Origin of the sequence: Gillisia xinjiangensis, from assembly GCF_046298265.1 — a bacterium.
GTDB lineage: Bacteria > Bacteroidota > Bacteroidia > Flavobacteriales > Flavobacteriaceae > Gillisia > Gillisia xinjiangensis.
The window spans coordinates 55635-72854 of record NZ_JBKAHK010000002.1 but is presented as its reverse complement, the minus strand read 5'-3'; the positions used below and the strand labels follow the sequence as shown (position 1 = coordinate 72854).

Here is a 17220-nt window from a genome sequence, read left to right as displayed (position 1 = left end):
CGCCCACTATACAAGATAAATAACAACTACACATGGCAGTATTAAATAAAATAAGACAACGTTCTGTTTTCCTAATCATAATTATCGCATTGGCATTGTTCGCTTTTGTCCTTGCCGATGTTATTCGTAATGGAGGAATGAGTTCACAAAAATCACAAAATGTGATTGCTGAAGTAAATGGAGAGGAGATAAGCAGGGAAGATTTCGCAAGACAGGTGGAAGCCATGCAACGCAATATGGGACCTAATGCCACTACTTCACAGGTAGTAAACCAGGTTTGGGAATTTAAATTGCGGGAAGTGATTTTAAAGGAAGAATTTGAAAAGCTAGGAATAAATGTAGGGGAAGCCCAGGTAAAACAACTCTTGAGAAGTCAACTCGCTGGCAATCCTAACTTCACCAATGAAGCCGGTTTAGTCGATGATAACCGGTTGCAGGAATATGTTGCCAATTTAAAGGCTACCTCCCCACAGGCTTATCAGCAATGGGTGGCATACGAAGATAATATCGCTGAAAGCGCCCGCGAAAATATTTATTATAATATGATTCGTGCCGGTGTAGGAGCAACTTCTTTGGAAGGAGAACAGGCCTATAGATTTGCAAATGATAATATAGACCTGAAATTTGTACAAGTTCCTTATACATCCATTCCGGATTCTGAAGTAAGCGTTTCTAAAGATGAGATTCGTGATTACATAAAATCACATTCAAAAAGATTTAAAGTAGAGAAATCAAGGGATATTCAATTTGTATTTTTTCCTGAAACGGCTTCAACTGAAGATGAAGCTGAAGCAAAACAAGCTGTAGAGGAAGTATTAACCAGCAGGGTTCAGTTTAATGCTGAAACCAATGCCAATGATACCATTTCAGGTTTTAAAAACGCTACTGATATAGCAGCTTTTGTAAATCAAAATTCAGATATTCCATATCAGGACCGTTTCATTTTCAGAGAGCAGTTAAACAGTGATTTTGCCGATCAGATCTTCAATTTGGAAAAAGGAGAACTTTATGGTCCTTATAAAGAAGCTGGTTACTGGAAAGTGAGCAAGCTTGTAGAAGCCCGCCAAATGGCAGATTCTGCTAAAGCAAGTCACATTATGATCGCCTGGGAGGGTTTGCCTACTGCCGGTGGAACTACCAGAACCAAAGATGCAGCAAAAGCACTTGCAGATAGTCTTGCCGGTGTTGTAAGAAAGGATAAAGCAAAATTTGAAGCTTTGACAGCTCAGTATTCAGATGATGCCGCTACCAAAGAAACAGGCGGGGATCTTGGTTATTTTGGACCGGGACAAATGATAGGCGGATTTAATGATTTCGTTTTTGAAAATAATCCAGGTGCAATTGGGGTGGTAGAAACCGACTTTGGATTTCACGTGATATCCATAGGAGAAAAAACCGACGAGGAGCGTGCAGTAAAAATTGCTACGATCGCCCGTGAAATTGAACCTTCAGAACAGTCTTTAAACGATTTGTATACCCAGGTTACTTCTTTTGAAATGGCTGCAAAGGATAAAGGTTTTGCAGATGTTGCAAAAACCGAGAATCTTGAAGTAAAAACGGTAAAGGATATAAAGCCGCTGGAAGAAAATATCCCCGGCTTGGGACCACAAAGAAGGATCGTTCAATGGGCTTTCGAAGATGGCGTAAAATCCGGCGATATCAACAGGTTTGAAATCCCAGGGGGCTATGTACTTGCCCAGGTTACTGCAGTAAAGAAAGAAGGTGTAATGACAGCTGAAAATGCATCTGCGGTGGTAACGCCTATTTTGCTTAAAGAAAAGAAGGCAGCGCTTATCAAAGAAAAGATAAGCGGATCCAATCTTGCTGAAATTGCCAAAAATCAGAATGCCAGTGTACAAAATGCCAGTGCGGTTAACCTTAAAAACCCAACCCTTGCAGGCGCCGGGAGTGAGCCGGAAGTAGTGGGTACTGTATTTTCATTGGAGCCAGGAGAGGTTAGTAAACCAATTACCGGTGAAAAAGGTGTTTATGTAGTGGAATTGGTTGCAATCAATAAGGCTCCTGCAATGGAATCTTACAGGAGTTTTGCAAATCAGGAAACTGCAGTGAGAAGACAGGAAGTAACTACAAGAGTTTTTGAAGCTCTTAAGGGAAGCGCTAAAATTGAGGATAACAGAGCTAAGTTTTACTAGTAGACCTCAGTTCGTGAAATAAAAGTAAACACCCCGCAGTTTCAAAACTGCGGGGTGTTTTTTATTAAAATTCATTTTGTCCGGTAAACATTTTTGTGAAAGCTGAAAGCGCATATTCATTGGGCATTCCAATGGGATTTTTAATAAACAAACCTTATTTTTCTGAATTTTTCAATTTATCGATAATTAAAGTGTTCTGAAAAAATAGAAATCATAACTAAATGTTTGTCAGTTAATTAAAATCAAGTCTTTTTTCTTGGTTCTTGCAGTTTCGCGAAGGCGGAACGATCTTGTCTCTTTACCGGATATTGCTGATTAGTATTAAATTGGAAGGAGATTAGGAGAATAAATCCCGGCAGCCTTTTTAGCCAAAAATTATATAACCATTTCAGTATAGGAAAGCAGGGTTTGGTATCCCTTTTCCTTAAAATAGCCTTTTTCAGTCTTTCCTCCTGTTGCGAGGATGAAGTCTCCGCCCCAGCCGCCCAAACTTTTTATGGCTCCCGGAAAATCCGGAAATAACTCCGATTTGATCTTTGGAGTATTTATGAGTTTTGAGATCAGTGTTTCGTGAATGGTCATGAGTAATTTAAACTCTTCAAGCGTTTCGCAATAAATAAAGCTCTGGGTTAAAGCATTGATCTTTGCGATGTTTTCTTCCAGGAATTTCCCTGGTTGTTGTTTATAGTGCTTAATGGAATCCCTGCTGTTCTGTTTCCGGTTAAGATGAACAAAAAACAATTTGTCCATAAAATCCGGGTTGAAATCTACCGATAGCACACTTCTTTTAGTTTTGGTTAACTGATAGGTTATTGGATGATCATTTTGTGCGGCGGCAATATCATATCCGCTGCCTCCAAAGGTGGTTTTAAGCAGCGCATAGGCGTCTATCCGGAAAAATTGCGCAATGTTATTGATGAGTGTTGAAGAGCTTCCTAATCCCCATTCCCGTGGAAATTCAAGTCTGGAGGTCATCGTAAATCCGCGATTTTCTGCAAATATCCCGGGATTTAATAAATGTGCCTGCTGGAAGATGTGTTTGAGCCTCTCAGAAATGTTCTTTTGTTCATTTTCCGATTTGCCTAAATTTATATTGCCTGCATCTTTGATCTCACTTATTTGAAATTCTGTTTCAAACCAAACTTGGTTTTTATTGTCCAGACTTTTCCATACGATCACGGCATCTTGCCTGGGTTGGATTTCCAGGCTTTGTCCAAATCTTGCAGGGACGGCCAGGGCCAAAGCTCCATCCAGTACTGCATATTCTCCTGTGATTAAAAGTTTGCCGTTGCTATGGAATTTCATCAAAGTACTTTTTTTATCATGTTTTTTATTTAATCAGCGGTTTTAAAGCTGATTATTTTACAGAATTCGAACCCCGCATGTGTTCTAATTTATCTGCCACACTGCTATGGGTAACCGTATGGTGCCTGAAGTAATCCAGAAGTTCATCTTTTTCCTCTTTACTGGCATTTTGTTGATTCAAAATATTCATAAGATGCATTTTCATATGACCCTGCTGGATTCCGGTGGTTACAAGCGACCTGATGGCGGCAAAATTTTGTGCAAGGCCTGCTACTGCAACAACCTCCATTAAATTTTTTGCAGAAGGTTGTTGCAAAATTTCCAGGGCCACTTTTACAAGGGGATGCAGGTTGGTTAAACCGCCAACGGTTCCCAAAGCCAATGGGATTTCCATCCAGAATTTGAAAATTCCATTATCTACGCTGGCCTGTGTTAAGCTGCTGTATGTTCCATCTTTGGAGGCATAGGCGTGCACCCCGGCTTCTACCGCCCTAAAATCATTTCCGGTGGCCAGTACAACTGCATCAATTCCGTTCATAATTCCTTTATTATGTGTAACAGCCCGGTAAGGTTCCACCTCCGCTATTTTTATAGCAGTAAGGAACTTTTCGGCAAAACCTGTAGCATCTTCATATTTCACATCGGCAAGTTCATGAACCGGGCAGGAAACTTCAGCCCTTACGATACATTCGGGGACATAATTGGAGAGAATACTCATAATTACTTCCAGGTTTTTTTCTTCCGTAGTAAATTCAGGATAGGAACTGGCTTCTGAGCGAAGTGTTTCGGCAAATTTTTCTAAACAGGAGTTTATAAAATTAGCGCCCATGGAATCCTTGGTTTCGAACTTACAGTGCAGCTGGAAATAGTTTTCCATAAGGTCTGTTTTATTTCGAAGTTCAATATCAAGAACACCTCCGCCGCGTTTTTCCATATTTTTTGTAATCCCGCTAACAGCTTTCAGCAATTCTGGTTTACAAAACTCAAAAAAGCGTTCCAGCTTTTCAAAATCTCCTTTATATTTAAAATGCACCTGACCTACCTTGGTGGTATTCAATACTTCTACCTTAAAACCGCCGCGGGTAAACCAGTATTTGGCCGCCTTACTTGCCGCAGCAATTACAGAACTTTCCTCGATAGCCATGGGAATGGCGTACAAGTTTCCGTTAATTAAGAAATTGGGAGCGATTCCAAAGGGCAAATAAAAGTTGCTCAGGGTATTTTCGGTAAACTCATCGTGAAGGGTTTGAAGTTGTAGGTTTTCGTTCCAATATTGGCGCAGAACGTTCTCCGATTCCCTGGAATTGTTGAGATATGTTTTAGATAACCAGGTGATTTTTTGTGCCTTGGTCAATTTGGAAAAACCGCTTATGGGGTCGATCATTATAAAAAATTTGGATTTCAAAGATACAATTACTGGGTTGATTCGCGAAAGCTTTATCTTTCACAAAGAGTATTGCATAATAATTTCTGCTATTTGTGTTTAACGAATTATTAGTATTTAACAATCAAATACGCCATTTTTTGCTGAATTTTTAGTAAACTTGGCCTGAAAAATTTATTTCCTTACAAATGAAATTATCAAAATTTATTTTCAGTCTTTTTTTTATCACAACAACCGCTGTTTTTGCCCAGCAAAAAGAGATTACTCTGGAAGAGATCTGGGGCGGGACATTCAGTCAGGAGCGATTGGAATCCCTTAATTCCTTAAAAAATGGAAAGGAATATATTGTTCTTAATCAGGATCGCGATGCCGGAACTTCCAGTATAGATGTGTATGCATATAAATCTGGTGAAAAAACAGGCACTTTGGTGAATTCTGCAGCTCTCGAAGAAATCTCAAAGTTTCAGGGATATGAGTTAAGCGATGATGAGAGTAAGATCCTGCTTGGAACCCAGGTGGAGCAAATCTACAGGCATTCTTCCCGCGGCATCTATTTTGTGTATGATATCACCTCCAAAACATTAAAAAAATTAACCGATAAAAAAATACAGGAACCAACCTTCTCCCCAAACGGCACTAGAATAGTCTATGTACACAACAATAATTTGTATGTGAAGGACCTTGCTTCAGAAGAAGAAATTCAAATTACTTCCGATGGGAAAAAAAATGAAATCATCAATGGGATTACAGATTGGGTGTATGAAGAGGAATTTGCTTTTGTTCGTGCCTTCGCCTGGAATGGGAACGGATCGAAGATCGCATTTTTAAAATTCGACGAAGCCAGTGTTCCCGAATTTTCTATGGATGTATATGGAGATGAACTCTATCCCGGAGCAGATGTTTTTAAATATCCTAAAGCGGGAGAAGAGAATGCAAAAGTATCTTTGCATATCTACGAGCTAAACGCTGCTGAAACAAAAGATATCGCTCTTGGAGATTATGAAGATTTTTATATTCCAAGGATAAAATGGACCAACCACCCGGATATATTGAGCGTTCAGGTTCTAAATCGTCATCAGAACGAGCTTGACCTTATTTTTGTGAATACTCAAAAAGGTGAAGTTAAGGTGGTTTTGCAGGAAGTTGATAAGGCGTATGTTGATATTACCGACAATCTTACTTTTCTTGCGGATAACAGTTTTATCTGGACCAGTGAAAAAGATGGATGGAATCACATTTATCACTACGATAAAAACGGAAAACTCATCAACCAGATTACCAAAGGAAACTGGGAAGTGACCAATTATTACGGATTTGATCCTAAATCAAAAATGGTTTTTTACCAAAGCACAGAGGATGGAAGCGTGAACAGAACTGTTTATTCCATAAGTGCCAATGGGAAAAACAAAAAACGCTTAACCGAAAAAGAAGGAACCAACCGCGCAGATTTTAGCGCAGATTATACCTATTTTATCAATTCCTTTACAAATACCAAAACGCCTTACGTTTTTACGCTGCACGATGCCAAAAACGGAAAACTTATAAGGAAGATAAAAGACAATACGGAATTGCTTGAAAAGGAAAAAGCCTACGGTTTTTCTCCAAAAGAACTTTCAACCATAGAGATTAACGGAAATGAACTGAATATGTGGATGATTAGACCTTCAGATTTTGATCCGTCTAAAAAATATCCGCTTTTGATGTTTCAGTATTCCGGACCCGGTTCACAGCAAGTTTCCAATACCTACTTCGGAACAAATGATTACTGGTATCAAATGCTTGCAAACGAAGGTTATATCATCGCTACGGTCGATGGAAGAGGTACCGGCTTTAAAGGTGCGGCCTTTAAAAAAGTGACTCAGAATGAACTTGGGAAATACGAACTGGAAGATCAAATAGAGGCCGCCAAAAAATTTGGCAGTTTAGATTTTATAGATGAAGAGCGAATAGGTATCTGGGGATGGAGTTATGGAGGATTTATGTCTACAAATGCCATCCTTAAAGGTAATGACGTGTTTTCTATGGCCATAGCAGTAGCGCCGGTTACCAGCTGGAGATTTTATGATTCCATCTATACCGAACGTTATATGACCACACCTCAGGAAAACCCTTCAGGGTATGATGAAAACTCTCCGATTAATCACGTGGAAAAATTGAAAGGAGATTACTTATTGGTTCATGGAACAGCCGATGATAATGTGCACGTTCAAAATACGATGCGGCTTATAGAAGCCCTGGTACAGGAAAACAAACAGTTTGACTGGGCCCTTTATCCAGATAAGAATCACGGGATCTATGGCGGTAATACCCGCTTACATCTTTACACAAAAATGACAAATTTTATCAAGGAAAATTTATAATAACCAAACACTAATAAATCAACTATAAATGGCTAATACTGCACCTCCAGTTAATCAAAAAGAATTATTCGGACATCCGATTGGTTTGTTTATTTTATTTTTCACAGAAATGTGGGAACGCTTTTCCTATTATGGGATGCGCGCTATTTTGGTTTTATATCTTGTAAGTGCCACCACCGAAGGAAATGCGGGATTAGGTTGGACTCAGGTGGAAGCACTTGCGCTTTATGGCTGGTATACCATGCTTGTATATGTGGTTTCCATTCCCGGAGGTATTTTAGCCGATAAGGTTTTTGGGCAAAAGAAGGCCGTTTTAATAGGTGGAATAATCCTGGTTATTGGCCACGGAATTCTTGCTGTTGAAGAAATGTGGGCCTTTTATACAGGTTTAGGGTTGATCATTGCCGGAGTTGGTCTTTTAAAACCCAATATCTCTACCATGGTTGGCGGCCTTTACAGGGAAGGTGATATTAGAAGGGACAAAGGATTTACAATTTTCTATATAGGGATTAATGTAGGTGCTTTTCTATCCAGTATTATAGTAGGAACCGTTGGGGAGGTTTATGGATGGCATTATGGTTTTGGACTTGCAGGTATTGCAATGGCACTTGGATTGCTGGTTTACCTATGGGGACAAAAATACCTTACCAATGTAGGAAATCTTCTATCGAAAGTAGAACGGGATGAAGGTGCTTCTTTAGGGAAGTTGTTTGCAGATTTGTTTAATTCTCCTATGCAATTGGTAATTACTTTAATCCTCTTTGGAGGTTCCATTTGGGGTATGTTTACAATGGGCATCGCCTACGGGGTTTTATTTATTTTTCTAACCCTGGTTGTGGCTATGATGATGATGGTTTATAAAGACCTTACCACACAGGTTATGAAGGACAGGTATGTGGTTATGCTGCTTTCCTTTATCCTCGTGATCGTATTCTGGGGTGCTTTTGAACAAGCTGGTGGGTTGATGAATATCTACGCCCTGGATAATACAAACAGAACGATACCATTTAATTTGCCTTTGGGGATTGGAAATGAAATTCCTGCTTCCTGGTTTCAGTCATTAAATGCGATGTTCATAATAATATTTGGAGTTCTTGTTGCCAATTTCTGGGCAAAACGAAAACTTAAAAGCAAGGAAGCTTCTTCCATCTTTAAAATGGCCATTGGGGTTATTATTATGGGATTTGGTTTCGTATTTATGGTATTTGCAGCCCTTCAGTTTGAAACAAATGGATCTTCTGCAATGTACTGGCTGGTATTTGCATACCTTTTCCATACCATAGGGGAATTATGTTCCTCTCCTGTAGCCTTATCTTTTATAACCAAGCTGGCGCCGGTAAAATATGCATCTTTAATGATGGGGGTTTATTTTGCAGCCACCGGTTTAGGAAATAAAGTGGCAGGAGAACTGGGAGCTTTTGCTGCAGAAGCTGGAGATATCGCAATTTTCTCCGGAATAACAATTTTTACTGTAACCTTTGCATCTATAGTTTTAATTATGCTGAAGCCTCTTAAAAGGCTTACCCACGGCGCAGAAGACAATGAGCGGGAAATGATGGAACAGGAACCTTATGAGCTTGCAGATACAGAAATAAAAAGGTAATTTTATAGTTTATTGAATACCGGACTTTCATTTGTAAAAACGGAATGATATTTGAATTTCCCCTGTTCACTGATATTTTTAGTGAATGAAACATTCAATGAAGGGGATTGCTGAAATAGCAAAATTCATTCTATGAAAGTTGCATAGGTTCACGAAACTTTAAACTCCGAACATATGAAGCATATAAAATTACTAATTGGAATCCTTTTGTTTACTTTTTCCGTAGCCGAATTCCAGGCGCAGGAGATCAATTGGATGAGTATGAATGAAGCTTTGGCTGCACAGAAAAAAGCACCAAAGAAAATATTCATGGATGCTTATACCACCTGGTGTGGCCCATGCAAACTCCTTGATAAAAACACGTTCACAAATAAAGATGTGATCAATTTCATCAATAAACATTTTTATGCAGTAAAGTTTAATGCTGAAGGGACTGAAGAAATTACCTATAAAGATTTCAAGTATACAAATCCTAATTTCGATCCTGAAAGAAAGGGGAGGAATAGCCAGCACTTTTTTGCAAATGCCCTGAAAATCTCAGGATATCCAAGTCTTGTGTTTTTTGATGAAAAATCCAATGTGATCGCCCCGGTAACGGGATATCGAACTCCCCAACAACTTGAGATCTATCTAAAAATGATCGCCAATAACGATTATATGAAGTTGAATTCCCCTGAAGCCTGGCAGGCATACGAAAAGAATTTTAAAGGCAGTTTTAAAGACTAAAACTTAATCCTATCGTGCCCTCCGGTTTATTCCGGGTTAACTGATGTTCCTCCCAAAATTTCCTGGGAATTATAAAATATAAAAGCTCCCTTTTCGCCAGTAGCGTGAAAAGGGACTTTTTTTTGTTGCCCTGTTTTTTGCCATCGGCTTATATAACTGGGATAATTGCTTCCATCGGCCACCAGCATTTCAGGATTCATTTGGGTTAATAGCCGGTCTAAATTTATCTTGGGGGAGTTAATCAGTAAAATAACCTGGGGTTTTAACCCAGGAATATCAAAAATCCCACTGCTGTCGATAACGAAAATAGTTTTCCCGGCTATTTGATAAAGGTTTTTAAGTGGAATTTCCTCGAGATGCTTAATATTCTTACCGGTTTTAAAACTCCTTATCAGGGTTTGAGAAATGGCAGTTGTATCCAGGTTGTGATGTAAAACCAGTTGATTTCCGGTTTTTTCTCCCAATATGGAATTTCTGCTTTTATGAAAAATGATCCCTTCTTCACTATTAGCTGAATTCTTTTCGTAAATAAATACGGTTTGTAGAATCCCGGTTGCTATAAGCAGGAACACTATATTTTGATAATTGAACTTCTTCAGAAGAAAAACAAACGAAAATACAAGGAGATAAGAAGCCATAAGTAGCAAGGCTGAAGAGTAAATTTCCTGAAATATGAAGTCCTCTTTTGAAGCTATAAAAGAGACGAAATCGTTTAAAAGCTGAATCATTTCTGCATAAACGAGGGTCAAAAGTTCTGGTAAAAGACCAACAACAGCAAGCAGCATAACCATGATTCCCAACCCCAGCAGCAAACCTAAAAAAGGTAGAATCACTAAATTTGAAATAAAGAACAAGCCCGGGAACTGATGGAAGTAAAACAGACTTAGCGGCAAAACCCCAATTTGCGCGGCACCGGTTACTGTTAAAATTCCCCACATATATTTAAAGAGGCGAAACCTGGGGGTGAATAAACCAAACAGGTGTGGTTGAATTAGAACAATGCTAAGCACTGCCGCATAACTCAGTTGAAATCCAACCTGGAATATAAAATACGGGTTTATGAGCAGCAAAAAGATGAGGGAGGTGAAGAGCGCGTTGAGTATGCTGCTGCGCCTGTTGAGTTGCATTGCTATGGCAATAAAGGAAAACATGCTCACAGCCCGAACTACAGAAGGAGACAAACCTGCCAGCACCGCAAATCCCCACAGTAAAAAAATGAGAAGTATTGTTTTTAGGTGTTTTCCATAACGAATTCGTTCTACAGGTTTTAAGAAATGGTTTAATAAAAGCAGGATGATCCCAACATGCAATCCAGATACCGCCAGGATGTGAATCACTCCGGCGGCGGCATAATTGCTGTAAATTTCAGGGCTTATATCCTGTCGTTGTCCTAACAGGAGCGCCTGTACAATAGCAAGTTCCTGGGGAGCAAATTCGTGCTGCCGTAATTCGGTGATTATTTTGTTGCGAACCTGCCCCGCCAGAGGTCTTATTCCCGAATTGGAAACCTGCATTTGCAGAACTTCATTCCTGCTAAGATTAAGCTGTCCTGAAACTCCCAGATTAGCCATATATTCCCTGTAATTGAACTGATGCGGATTTAGGGGTGTATTTATATTTGATACGAGAAATGGCAAGGCCAGCAGGTTTCCGGGTTGGAATTCCTGCATCTCCGGAGTTCTTGTGATATTTAAAAGGATTTTGCCGGTTGCTTCTTTATCCTGAATACTTTTTACCGAAACAATGTATTTATCCTGAAATAATCCCGGTTTCAATTTTTCGGTGACTTCGGCAATGAAAATTTGACCGGATACCTTAGAATTTTCAGAAATTTGATGGATGTAATGATCGGGGTCGTTTTCCGGAAGCTGCAGAGAAGCGCCCAGGAAACCAAGGAACAGGAATATCAGCGCACAATTTATTCCGAAGAAAACATCCTGAAAAAATAGTTTTCGGGCTCTGAAAAAACTAAAGATAAAACTGATGAACACTACCAGGCCAAAGGGTAATAAGGAGGAAACCGGGAATTTAAAATAAAATCCCAGGACGATTCCCGCGATTAGGGAAATTGCAATTTTTATGAGTGTAAAATTGATCAATTTTTGTTTTTGACGGTTTTTCTACATCAAGGTACTACAAAAATTAGATCACCCGGCGTGCCATGACAAAATGCTCAAACCAATAATTATCTGCAAGGGAAGAAATTATCACTCCGCGGGAGCTGCTGGAGTGAATAAATAAAATATGTCCCGGTTGGATCTCTACCACAAGGCCTACGTGGTTGATCACTTTTTTATTCTTATTTGTTTCAAAAAACAACAGATCTCCAATATTTACATCTACCAGGGAAAGTCGTTCCCCTTGCAAGGACATAGCTCGTGAAGACCGTGGCAAAGCGATATTTTCCTGCAAAAATGAGGTATAAACCAATCCCGAACAGTCCATTCCATCGCGCGTTGTCCCGCCGTATTTATATTTGGTCCCTTTAAAATCCAGGGCATAGGAGGTGATATTGTAAACCCGGGTATCTTCCGGTTTTGCTTCAGGAGGAGCGGTATTCATCTTGTTTTGAGGTGGGGCCAATTCGGTTTTCCATTCTGTAACAATCGATTTTTCCGATCGTTTGGAGGTTCGGGATTTGGAGGTTCCGCAGGAGGTTAAGAAACTGCCAAGGACCAGGAATAAAATTGTTCGGGGGAGATTAAAACCCATCAGAAAATCAGTTTTTAAGAGAATTATGGATCAATCGGGCGGTTTTCTCACTGGCACCAGCGCCACCCAACTTTCTTTCTAACTCAAAATAGCCTCCAAAAATTGTTTTCCGGTTTTCAAAAATCAGTATTTTTTCCAATTCTCTCTTCAGGGATTTTGTATTGAACTCATTTTGAATTAATTCCTTGACCACTTCTTTTTCCATGATCAAATTAACCAGGGAAATATAGTCTAATTTAATAATACGTTTTGCGATTTGGTAGGAAATACTGCTTCCCTTATAACAAACTACTTCCGGAACCTTGAACAATGCCGTTTCCAGGGTCGCCGTTCCAGAAGTTACCAGGGCAGCGGTGGAAAGACTTAAAACATCATAGGTTTTGTTCATCACCAAATGCACATTCTTCTTCTTGATAAACGGCTTATAAAATTCAGGTTCCTGGCTTGGGGCTCCTGCAATTACAAACTGATACTCCTTGAAATCGTCGGTAATGCTGAGCATAGTTTCCAACATTTTCGATATTTCCTGTTTTCTGCTTCCCGGAAGTAACGCTATAACAGGCCGGCTATCCAGGTTATGCTCCTTTTTGAAATCTTTTGGAATAACCAGTTCCTGATGTGCGATGGCATCGAGCAGGGGATGGCCTACAAAATGAACGGGGAAATTATGTTTTTTCTCGTAAAAGTCCTTTTCAAAAGGAAGGATCACATACATGTGGTCTATATCCCTCTTTATTTCTGCGATCCTGTTTTCCTTCCAGGCCCATATTTGTGGAGAAATATAGAAATGTGTGGCAAACCCCTGTTCCCTGGCCCATTTTGCGATCCTGAGATTAAACCCGGGATAATCTATAAAAATGATGGCATCTGGTTGATATGAGGTAATGTCTTCCTTACATAGAGAAATATTCCTGAAGATGGTTTTTAAATTGAAAAGCACTTCCACAAAACCCATAAAAGCCAGTTCCCGGTAATGTTTAACCAGAACCCCGCCAACCTTTTGCATTAAATCCCCACCCCAAAACCGAAAATCGGCATTTGGGTCCTCCTTTAACAAAGCTTTCATAAGATTGGAGGCGTGAAGATCTCCCGATGCCTCTCCGGCTATGATGTAATATTTCATCTGTAAATATCTATTGTTTTTTTAAAGGTTATATGCAATTGGCATATCTTCATTGGTGATTGCTAACGAGTTTCCGGTATGCTCATTTCATAAGCTTTATAAAAATTTAATAACAGCAATTGTAATGGCGGAAAGTAAGCTTGCAAGAATAACTCCGCGGGCCTGGTATATTTGATCCTTTTTTAAAAATATAAAAAACGGAAGAAAATTTAAAGCGGCACCCAAAGCGATCACCTTTCCTAAATAGTCGTTCTTAACAGCATCCTTAATAGTGGATGCTAAATTCATTTCTGAAAAAAATGAGATGTAAAGAAAGATCCCTGCCGAATTGGCAAAGATTCCTGTTAGGAATCCTATCAATATTTTCCTTTTAATCATTTAACTTCCAGCTGTTTAAATCCTGAATAAAATGATGAGCTGTTAGATCAAACTGAACCGGAACCACAGATACATATCCATTTTCCAGTGCCCATTCATCGGTGTCCTGGCCATTGTCTTCATTTACGAATTTGCCGGTAAGCCAATAGTAATCTCTTCCCTGAGGGTTGGTTCGCTTATCAAATTCTTCAACCCAATATGCTTTTGCCTGTCGGCATATTTTGATGCCTTTAATGTCTTCTTCCTTCAATTTAGGCAAGTTAACATTTAAGACAACCCCTTTTGGCAGGCCATTTTTTAAAACATTTTTGGTGATAGACTTTACGAATTTCTTACAAGGCTCAAAATTGGCGTTGAGGGAATAATCGGTAAGGGAAAATCCAATTGCGGGAATCCCTTCTATCCCGGCTTCTACCGCGGCACTCATGGTACCGGAGTAAATTACATTTATGGAGGAATTTGATCCGTGATTGATTCCGCTAACGCATAGATCCGGCTTGCGATGCAGGATTTCCTGTGTGGCTATTTTTACGCAATCGGCAGGCGTTCCCGAACAACTGTATTCCTTATGGTTATAACTTTCTTTTATCATCACGGGATCGCAATATAAAGTATCGTTAAGGGTAATTGCATGTCCCATCGCGCTTTGTGGACTATCTGGCGCAACTACGATTACATCCCCAAGGGTTTTCATCACCTCAATAAGAGCCCGGATTCCAGGTGCTGTAATTCCATCGTCATTGGTCACTAAAATCAAAGGTTTTTTTTGGGGCATTTAGTTTTTTTTATGATTTGCTAAAATAATACTTTTCAAAGGAAAGTATATCTTAGGCGTTCAACAAATTATTTATGCAAATCGTTACTCTTGGCACAATTTTTTATGTAATTTGTTTGAAAATTAATGATGAAAATTAACCGATTTATGAAAAGGAATTATAAAATTTTGTTTTTGGTGCTGCTTATGGCAGTGACCTCCTGTAGTTTTACTGCCAAACAGTTTAACGATCCCAACAAGGATAAGCTTCTTATAGATTTAATTACCTATGTACTTGAAAAGGGGCATTATGATGCTAAAACTATTGATGACAGCTTTTCCAAAGAGGTTTATAAAGATTATTTGGCTGCGATAGATCCTTTGAAACGGTTTTTTTATGCGGAAGATTTTGCTGAATTTTCAAAATTTGAAGATCAGATAGATGACCAGATCAAGAATAAAGAACTCAGTTTTTTTGATATTACCCATTCAAGACTTCAGGAAAGAATGGCTGAAGTAAGAGGTATTTACAAGGAAATATTGGCCGAACCTTTTGATTTTTCAGAAGAGGAAGATATAAATACCAATTACGAGGAGGTAGAATATGTTGATTCCCGCGCCGATTTGAAAGAACGATGGAGAAAGCAACTTAAATTTAGTAGCCTTGGGAATTTTTACGATCTAAAAAATGATCAGAAAAAACAGTTGGAGAATACTCCAGACATGGAAGTTAAAACCGATACCGAACTAGAAGTGGAAGCAAGAAATTCTGTATTGACTTCAATGGATGAATATTTTGATTTTAGTGAGGATTTGGAGCGGAAGGATTATTTTACCGTCTATATCAATGCAATTGTTGAAGAATTTGATCCTCACACATTCTATTTTGCACCACAGGATAAAGATAGGTTTGATATAGCAATGTCTGGTAAACTGGAAGGAATTGGAGCTCGTTTACAAAAGAAGAGCGATGATATTACTATTATGGAAGTAATTTCCGGTGGTCCGGCCTGGTTAAGCGATAAGCTGCACGAAGGGGATGTTATTATAAAAGTGAAACAGGAGAATGAAAAAGAACCTGTGAGTATTATTGGGATGCGTCTTGATGATGCGGTTAATTTAATAAAGGGACCAAAGGGTTCTAAAGTAACCTTAACATTAAAGAAAAAAGTGTTAGGAAATATTGAAGATGTTACCATTACCCGCGATGTGGTTGAACTGGAAGAAACTTATGCTAAATCGGCAAAAGTAGAGAAGGACGGAAAAACTTTCGGCCTGATAAATCTTCCAAAATTTTATTTCAACATGGAAGATTATTCCGAGCGTAATGCTGCATCTGATGTTAAGGAAGAGATCATTCGGCTTAAAAAAGAAGGAATGGAAGGACTGGTTCTGGACCTAAGGAATAATGGAGGTGGGTCTTTAAAAACAGTTGTGGATATCGCAGGCTTATTTATCGAGAAAGGCCCTATCGTACAAGTGAAATCAAAAATGGAAGGACAGGAAGTCCTGGAAGATAGAGACCCCAGCATTGTTTGGGACGGGCCACTGGTAATTTTGGTAAATGAACTTTCGGCTTCAGCTTCAGAAATTCTTGCGGCTGCAATGCAGGATTATAAAAGAGCAATTATTATTGGAAGTAAACAAACCTATGGTAAAGGAACGGTGCAAAATGTAATCGATCTAAATACTACCGTGAGAAGCAACGAGTATGGAGATTTAGGAGCACTAAAATTGACCACTCAAAAATTTTACCGTGTAAATGGAGGTTCTACACAGTTGGAAGGTGTTAAAAGCGATATCGTAATTCCAGACAGGTACAGTTATATAGACATAGGAGAAAAGGATTACGATAATCCATTACCCTGGGATCAAATTGCTGCTGCAAAATATAAGCCCTGGAATGGTTATGTGGATTTTAATGTAACCATTGAAAACAGCAGGGAAAGAATGAAGGATAATCAACAGTTAAATCTTATTGCTGAAAATGCCAAATGGGTAAAAGAGCAACGAAATAATGAAGTTTATTCGCTAAATTTTAACAATTATCAGGCCCAGAGGGAAAATCTCGAAGATGAGGCAAAGAAATATGATGCAATTTCAAATTACACTTCCAACCTAACATATAATTCCTTGCCCTATGAAATGGAAATGTATAAAAGCGATACCATTCTTAAGGAGAAAAGAGACCGCTGGCATACCAGCTTAACCGGTGATGTGTATGTGGAGGAAGCCATTAATGTATTGGATGATATTCAGCTTAACAACATTAAAAAAAGAAAGTTTGCTACCATTAAAAATTAGCAAAATATAAAATCAATCCTAAAACCCTTCATAAGTAAAATTTGCTTTTGAAGGGTTTTCTTTTTTGGTTCTGTTTTTAACCACAAAGTGCACAAAGGTTCCCCAAAGACCACAAAGTCTTGCAATTCATGGGGTTCTTTTGTCAGGTAGTCCCTTTTTATTATTTGCAATTCAATGATTATCCATGCGGTTCAATTTAAATCCTCATTTTTTCTTTGTGTACTCGGCGGGTTTTCTCTTGGTGTACTTTGTAGTCAAATTTGGAATGAAGCAAAAACGGCAAATCCTAATTGAGATCTATAAATTAATCCCCAATGCTCTAAAACATAACCTCTTTTTTTTGAAGGTTGGCAGGAACTTAAAGTCTTTAATGGACCCTGTGAAATAAAGAGATAAACTGATGTAAAAATACCGGGTG

Annotated in this window: 12 protein-coding genes; 5 read left to right on the top strand and 7 right to left on the bottom strand. The window is 38.9% G+C overall.

All coding sequences use genetic code 11. The annotated features are described in order from the left end of the window. The first annotated feature begins 32 nt into the window (after positions 1–32). Positions 33–2153: a peptidylprolyl isomerase gene (locus tag ACKGJN_RS01340; RefSeq protein WP_409537616.1), complete on the top strand. Its 2121-nt coding sequence runs from the start codon at positions 33–35 to the stop codon at positions 2151–2153. A 375-nt stretch (positions 2154–2528) separates the two neighbouring features. Here ACKGJN_RS01340 and ACKGJN_RS01335 read toward each other — a convergent pair whose 3' ends face one another. Together ACKGJN_RS01335 and ACKGJN_RS01330 are read right to left on the bottom strand one after the other, a co-directional pair. Then, positions 2529–3458 carry a GYDIA family GHMP kinase gene (locus ACKGJN_RS01335; protein ID WP_409537615.1) on the bottom strand — a complete coding sequence of 310 codons (930 nt, stop codon included), beginning with the start codon at positions 3456–3458 and terminating at the stop codon, positions 2529–2531. 52 nt (positions 3459–3510) lie between these two features. After that, the gene (locus tag ACKGJN_RS01330) at positions 3511–4842 is read right to left on the bottom strand and encodes a hydroxymethylglutaryl-CoA reductase, degradative (protein ID WP_409537614.1); all 1332 of its coding nucleotides are present in this window, start codon (positions 4840–4842) and stop codon (positions 3511–3513) included. Positions 4843–5030: 188 nt separating this feature from the next. Here ACKGJN_RS01330 and ACKGJN_RS01325 point away from each other — a divergent pair, with 188 nt between their 5' ends. The 3 genes from ACKGJN_RS01325 (at position 5031) to ACKGJN_RS01315 (ending at position 9531) form a co-directional block, all read left to right on the top strand. Then, a complete protein-coding gene (locus ACKGJN_RS01325) occupies positions 5031–7202 on the top strand; it encodes a S9 family peptidase (RefSeq protein WP_409537613.1) in 2172 nt (723 codons plus the stop codon). A 28-nt stretch (positions 7203–7230) separates the two neighbouring features. After that, on the top strand, positions 7231–8805 hold the full coding sequence (locus tag ACKGJN_RS01320; protein WP_409537612.1) for a peptide MFS transporter: 1575 nt from the start codon (positions 7231–7233) through the stop codon (positions 8803–8805). Positions 8806–8979: 174 nt separating this feature from the next. After that, positions 8980–9531 carry a thioredoxin family protein gene (locus ACKGJN_RS01315; RefSeq protein WP_409537611.1) on the top strand — a complete coding sequence of 184 codons (552 nt, stop codon included), beginning with the start codon at positions 8980–8982 and terminating at the stop codon, positions 9529–9531. A gap of 26 nt (positions 9532–9557) precedes the next feature. On the opposite strand, the gene ACKGJN_RS01310 is transcribed toward ACKGJN_RS01315, so the two are convergent. From ACKGJN_RS01310 to surE, 5 genes are all read right to left on the bottom strand, one after another. Continuing rightward, entirely contained in the window at positions 9558–11630 is a 2073-nt protein-coding gene (locus ACKGJN_RS01310) for a ComEC/Rec2 family competence protein (RefSeq protein ID WP_409537609.1), read from the bottom strand. 43 nt (positions 11631–11673) lie between these two features. Beyond that, positions 11674–12243, bottom strand: coding sequence for a C40 family peptidase (locus ACKGJN_RS01305; protein ID WP_409537608.1), 570 nt, complete (start codon positions 12241–12243; stop codon positions 11674–11676). A 7-nt stretch (positions 12244–12250) separates the two neighbouring features. After that, on the bottom strand, positions 12251–13366 hold the full coding sequence (gene lpxB / locus ACKGJN_RS01300; RefSeq protein ID WP_409537607.1) for a lipid-A-disaccharide synthase: 1116 nt from the start codon (positions 13364–13366) through the stop codon (positions 12251–12253). Between the two features lie 96 nt (positions 13367–13462). Next, positions 13463–13744: a hypothetical protein gene (locus ACKGJN_RS01295; RefSeq protein ID WP_409537606.1), complete on the bottom strand. Its 282-nt coding sequence runs from the start codon at positions 13742–13744 to the stop codon at positions 13463–13465. Next, positions 13737–14519: a 5'/3'-nucleotidase SurE gene (gene surE / locus ACKGJN_RS01290; RefSeq protein WP_409537605.1), complete on the bottom strand. Its 783-nt coding sequence runs from the start codon at positions 14517–14519 to the stop codon at positions 13737–13739. The genes ACKGJN_RS01295 and surE overlap by 8 nt, the downstream gene beginning before the upstream one ends. 147 nt (positions 14520–14666) lie before the next feature. Between surE and ACKGJN_RS01285 the strand changes: the two genes are divergently transcribed. Continuing rightward, a complete protein-coding gene (locus ACKGJN_RS01285; RefSeq protein WP_409537604.1) occupies positions 14667–16802 on the top strand; it encodes a carboxy terminal-processing peptidase in 2136 nt (711 codons plus the stop codon). Positions 16803–17220 lie beyond the last annotated feature (418 nt).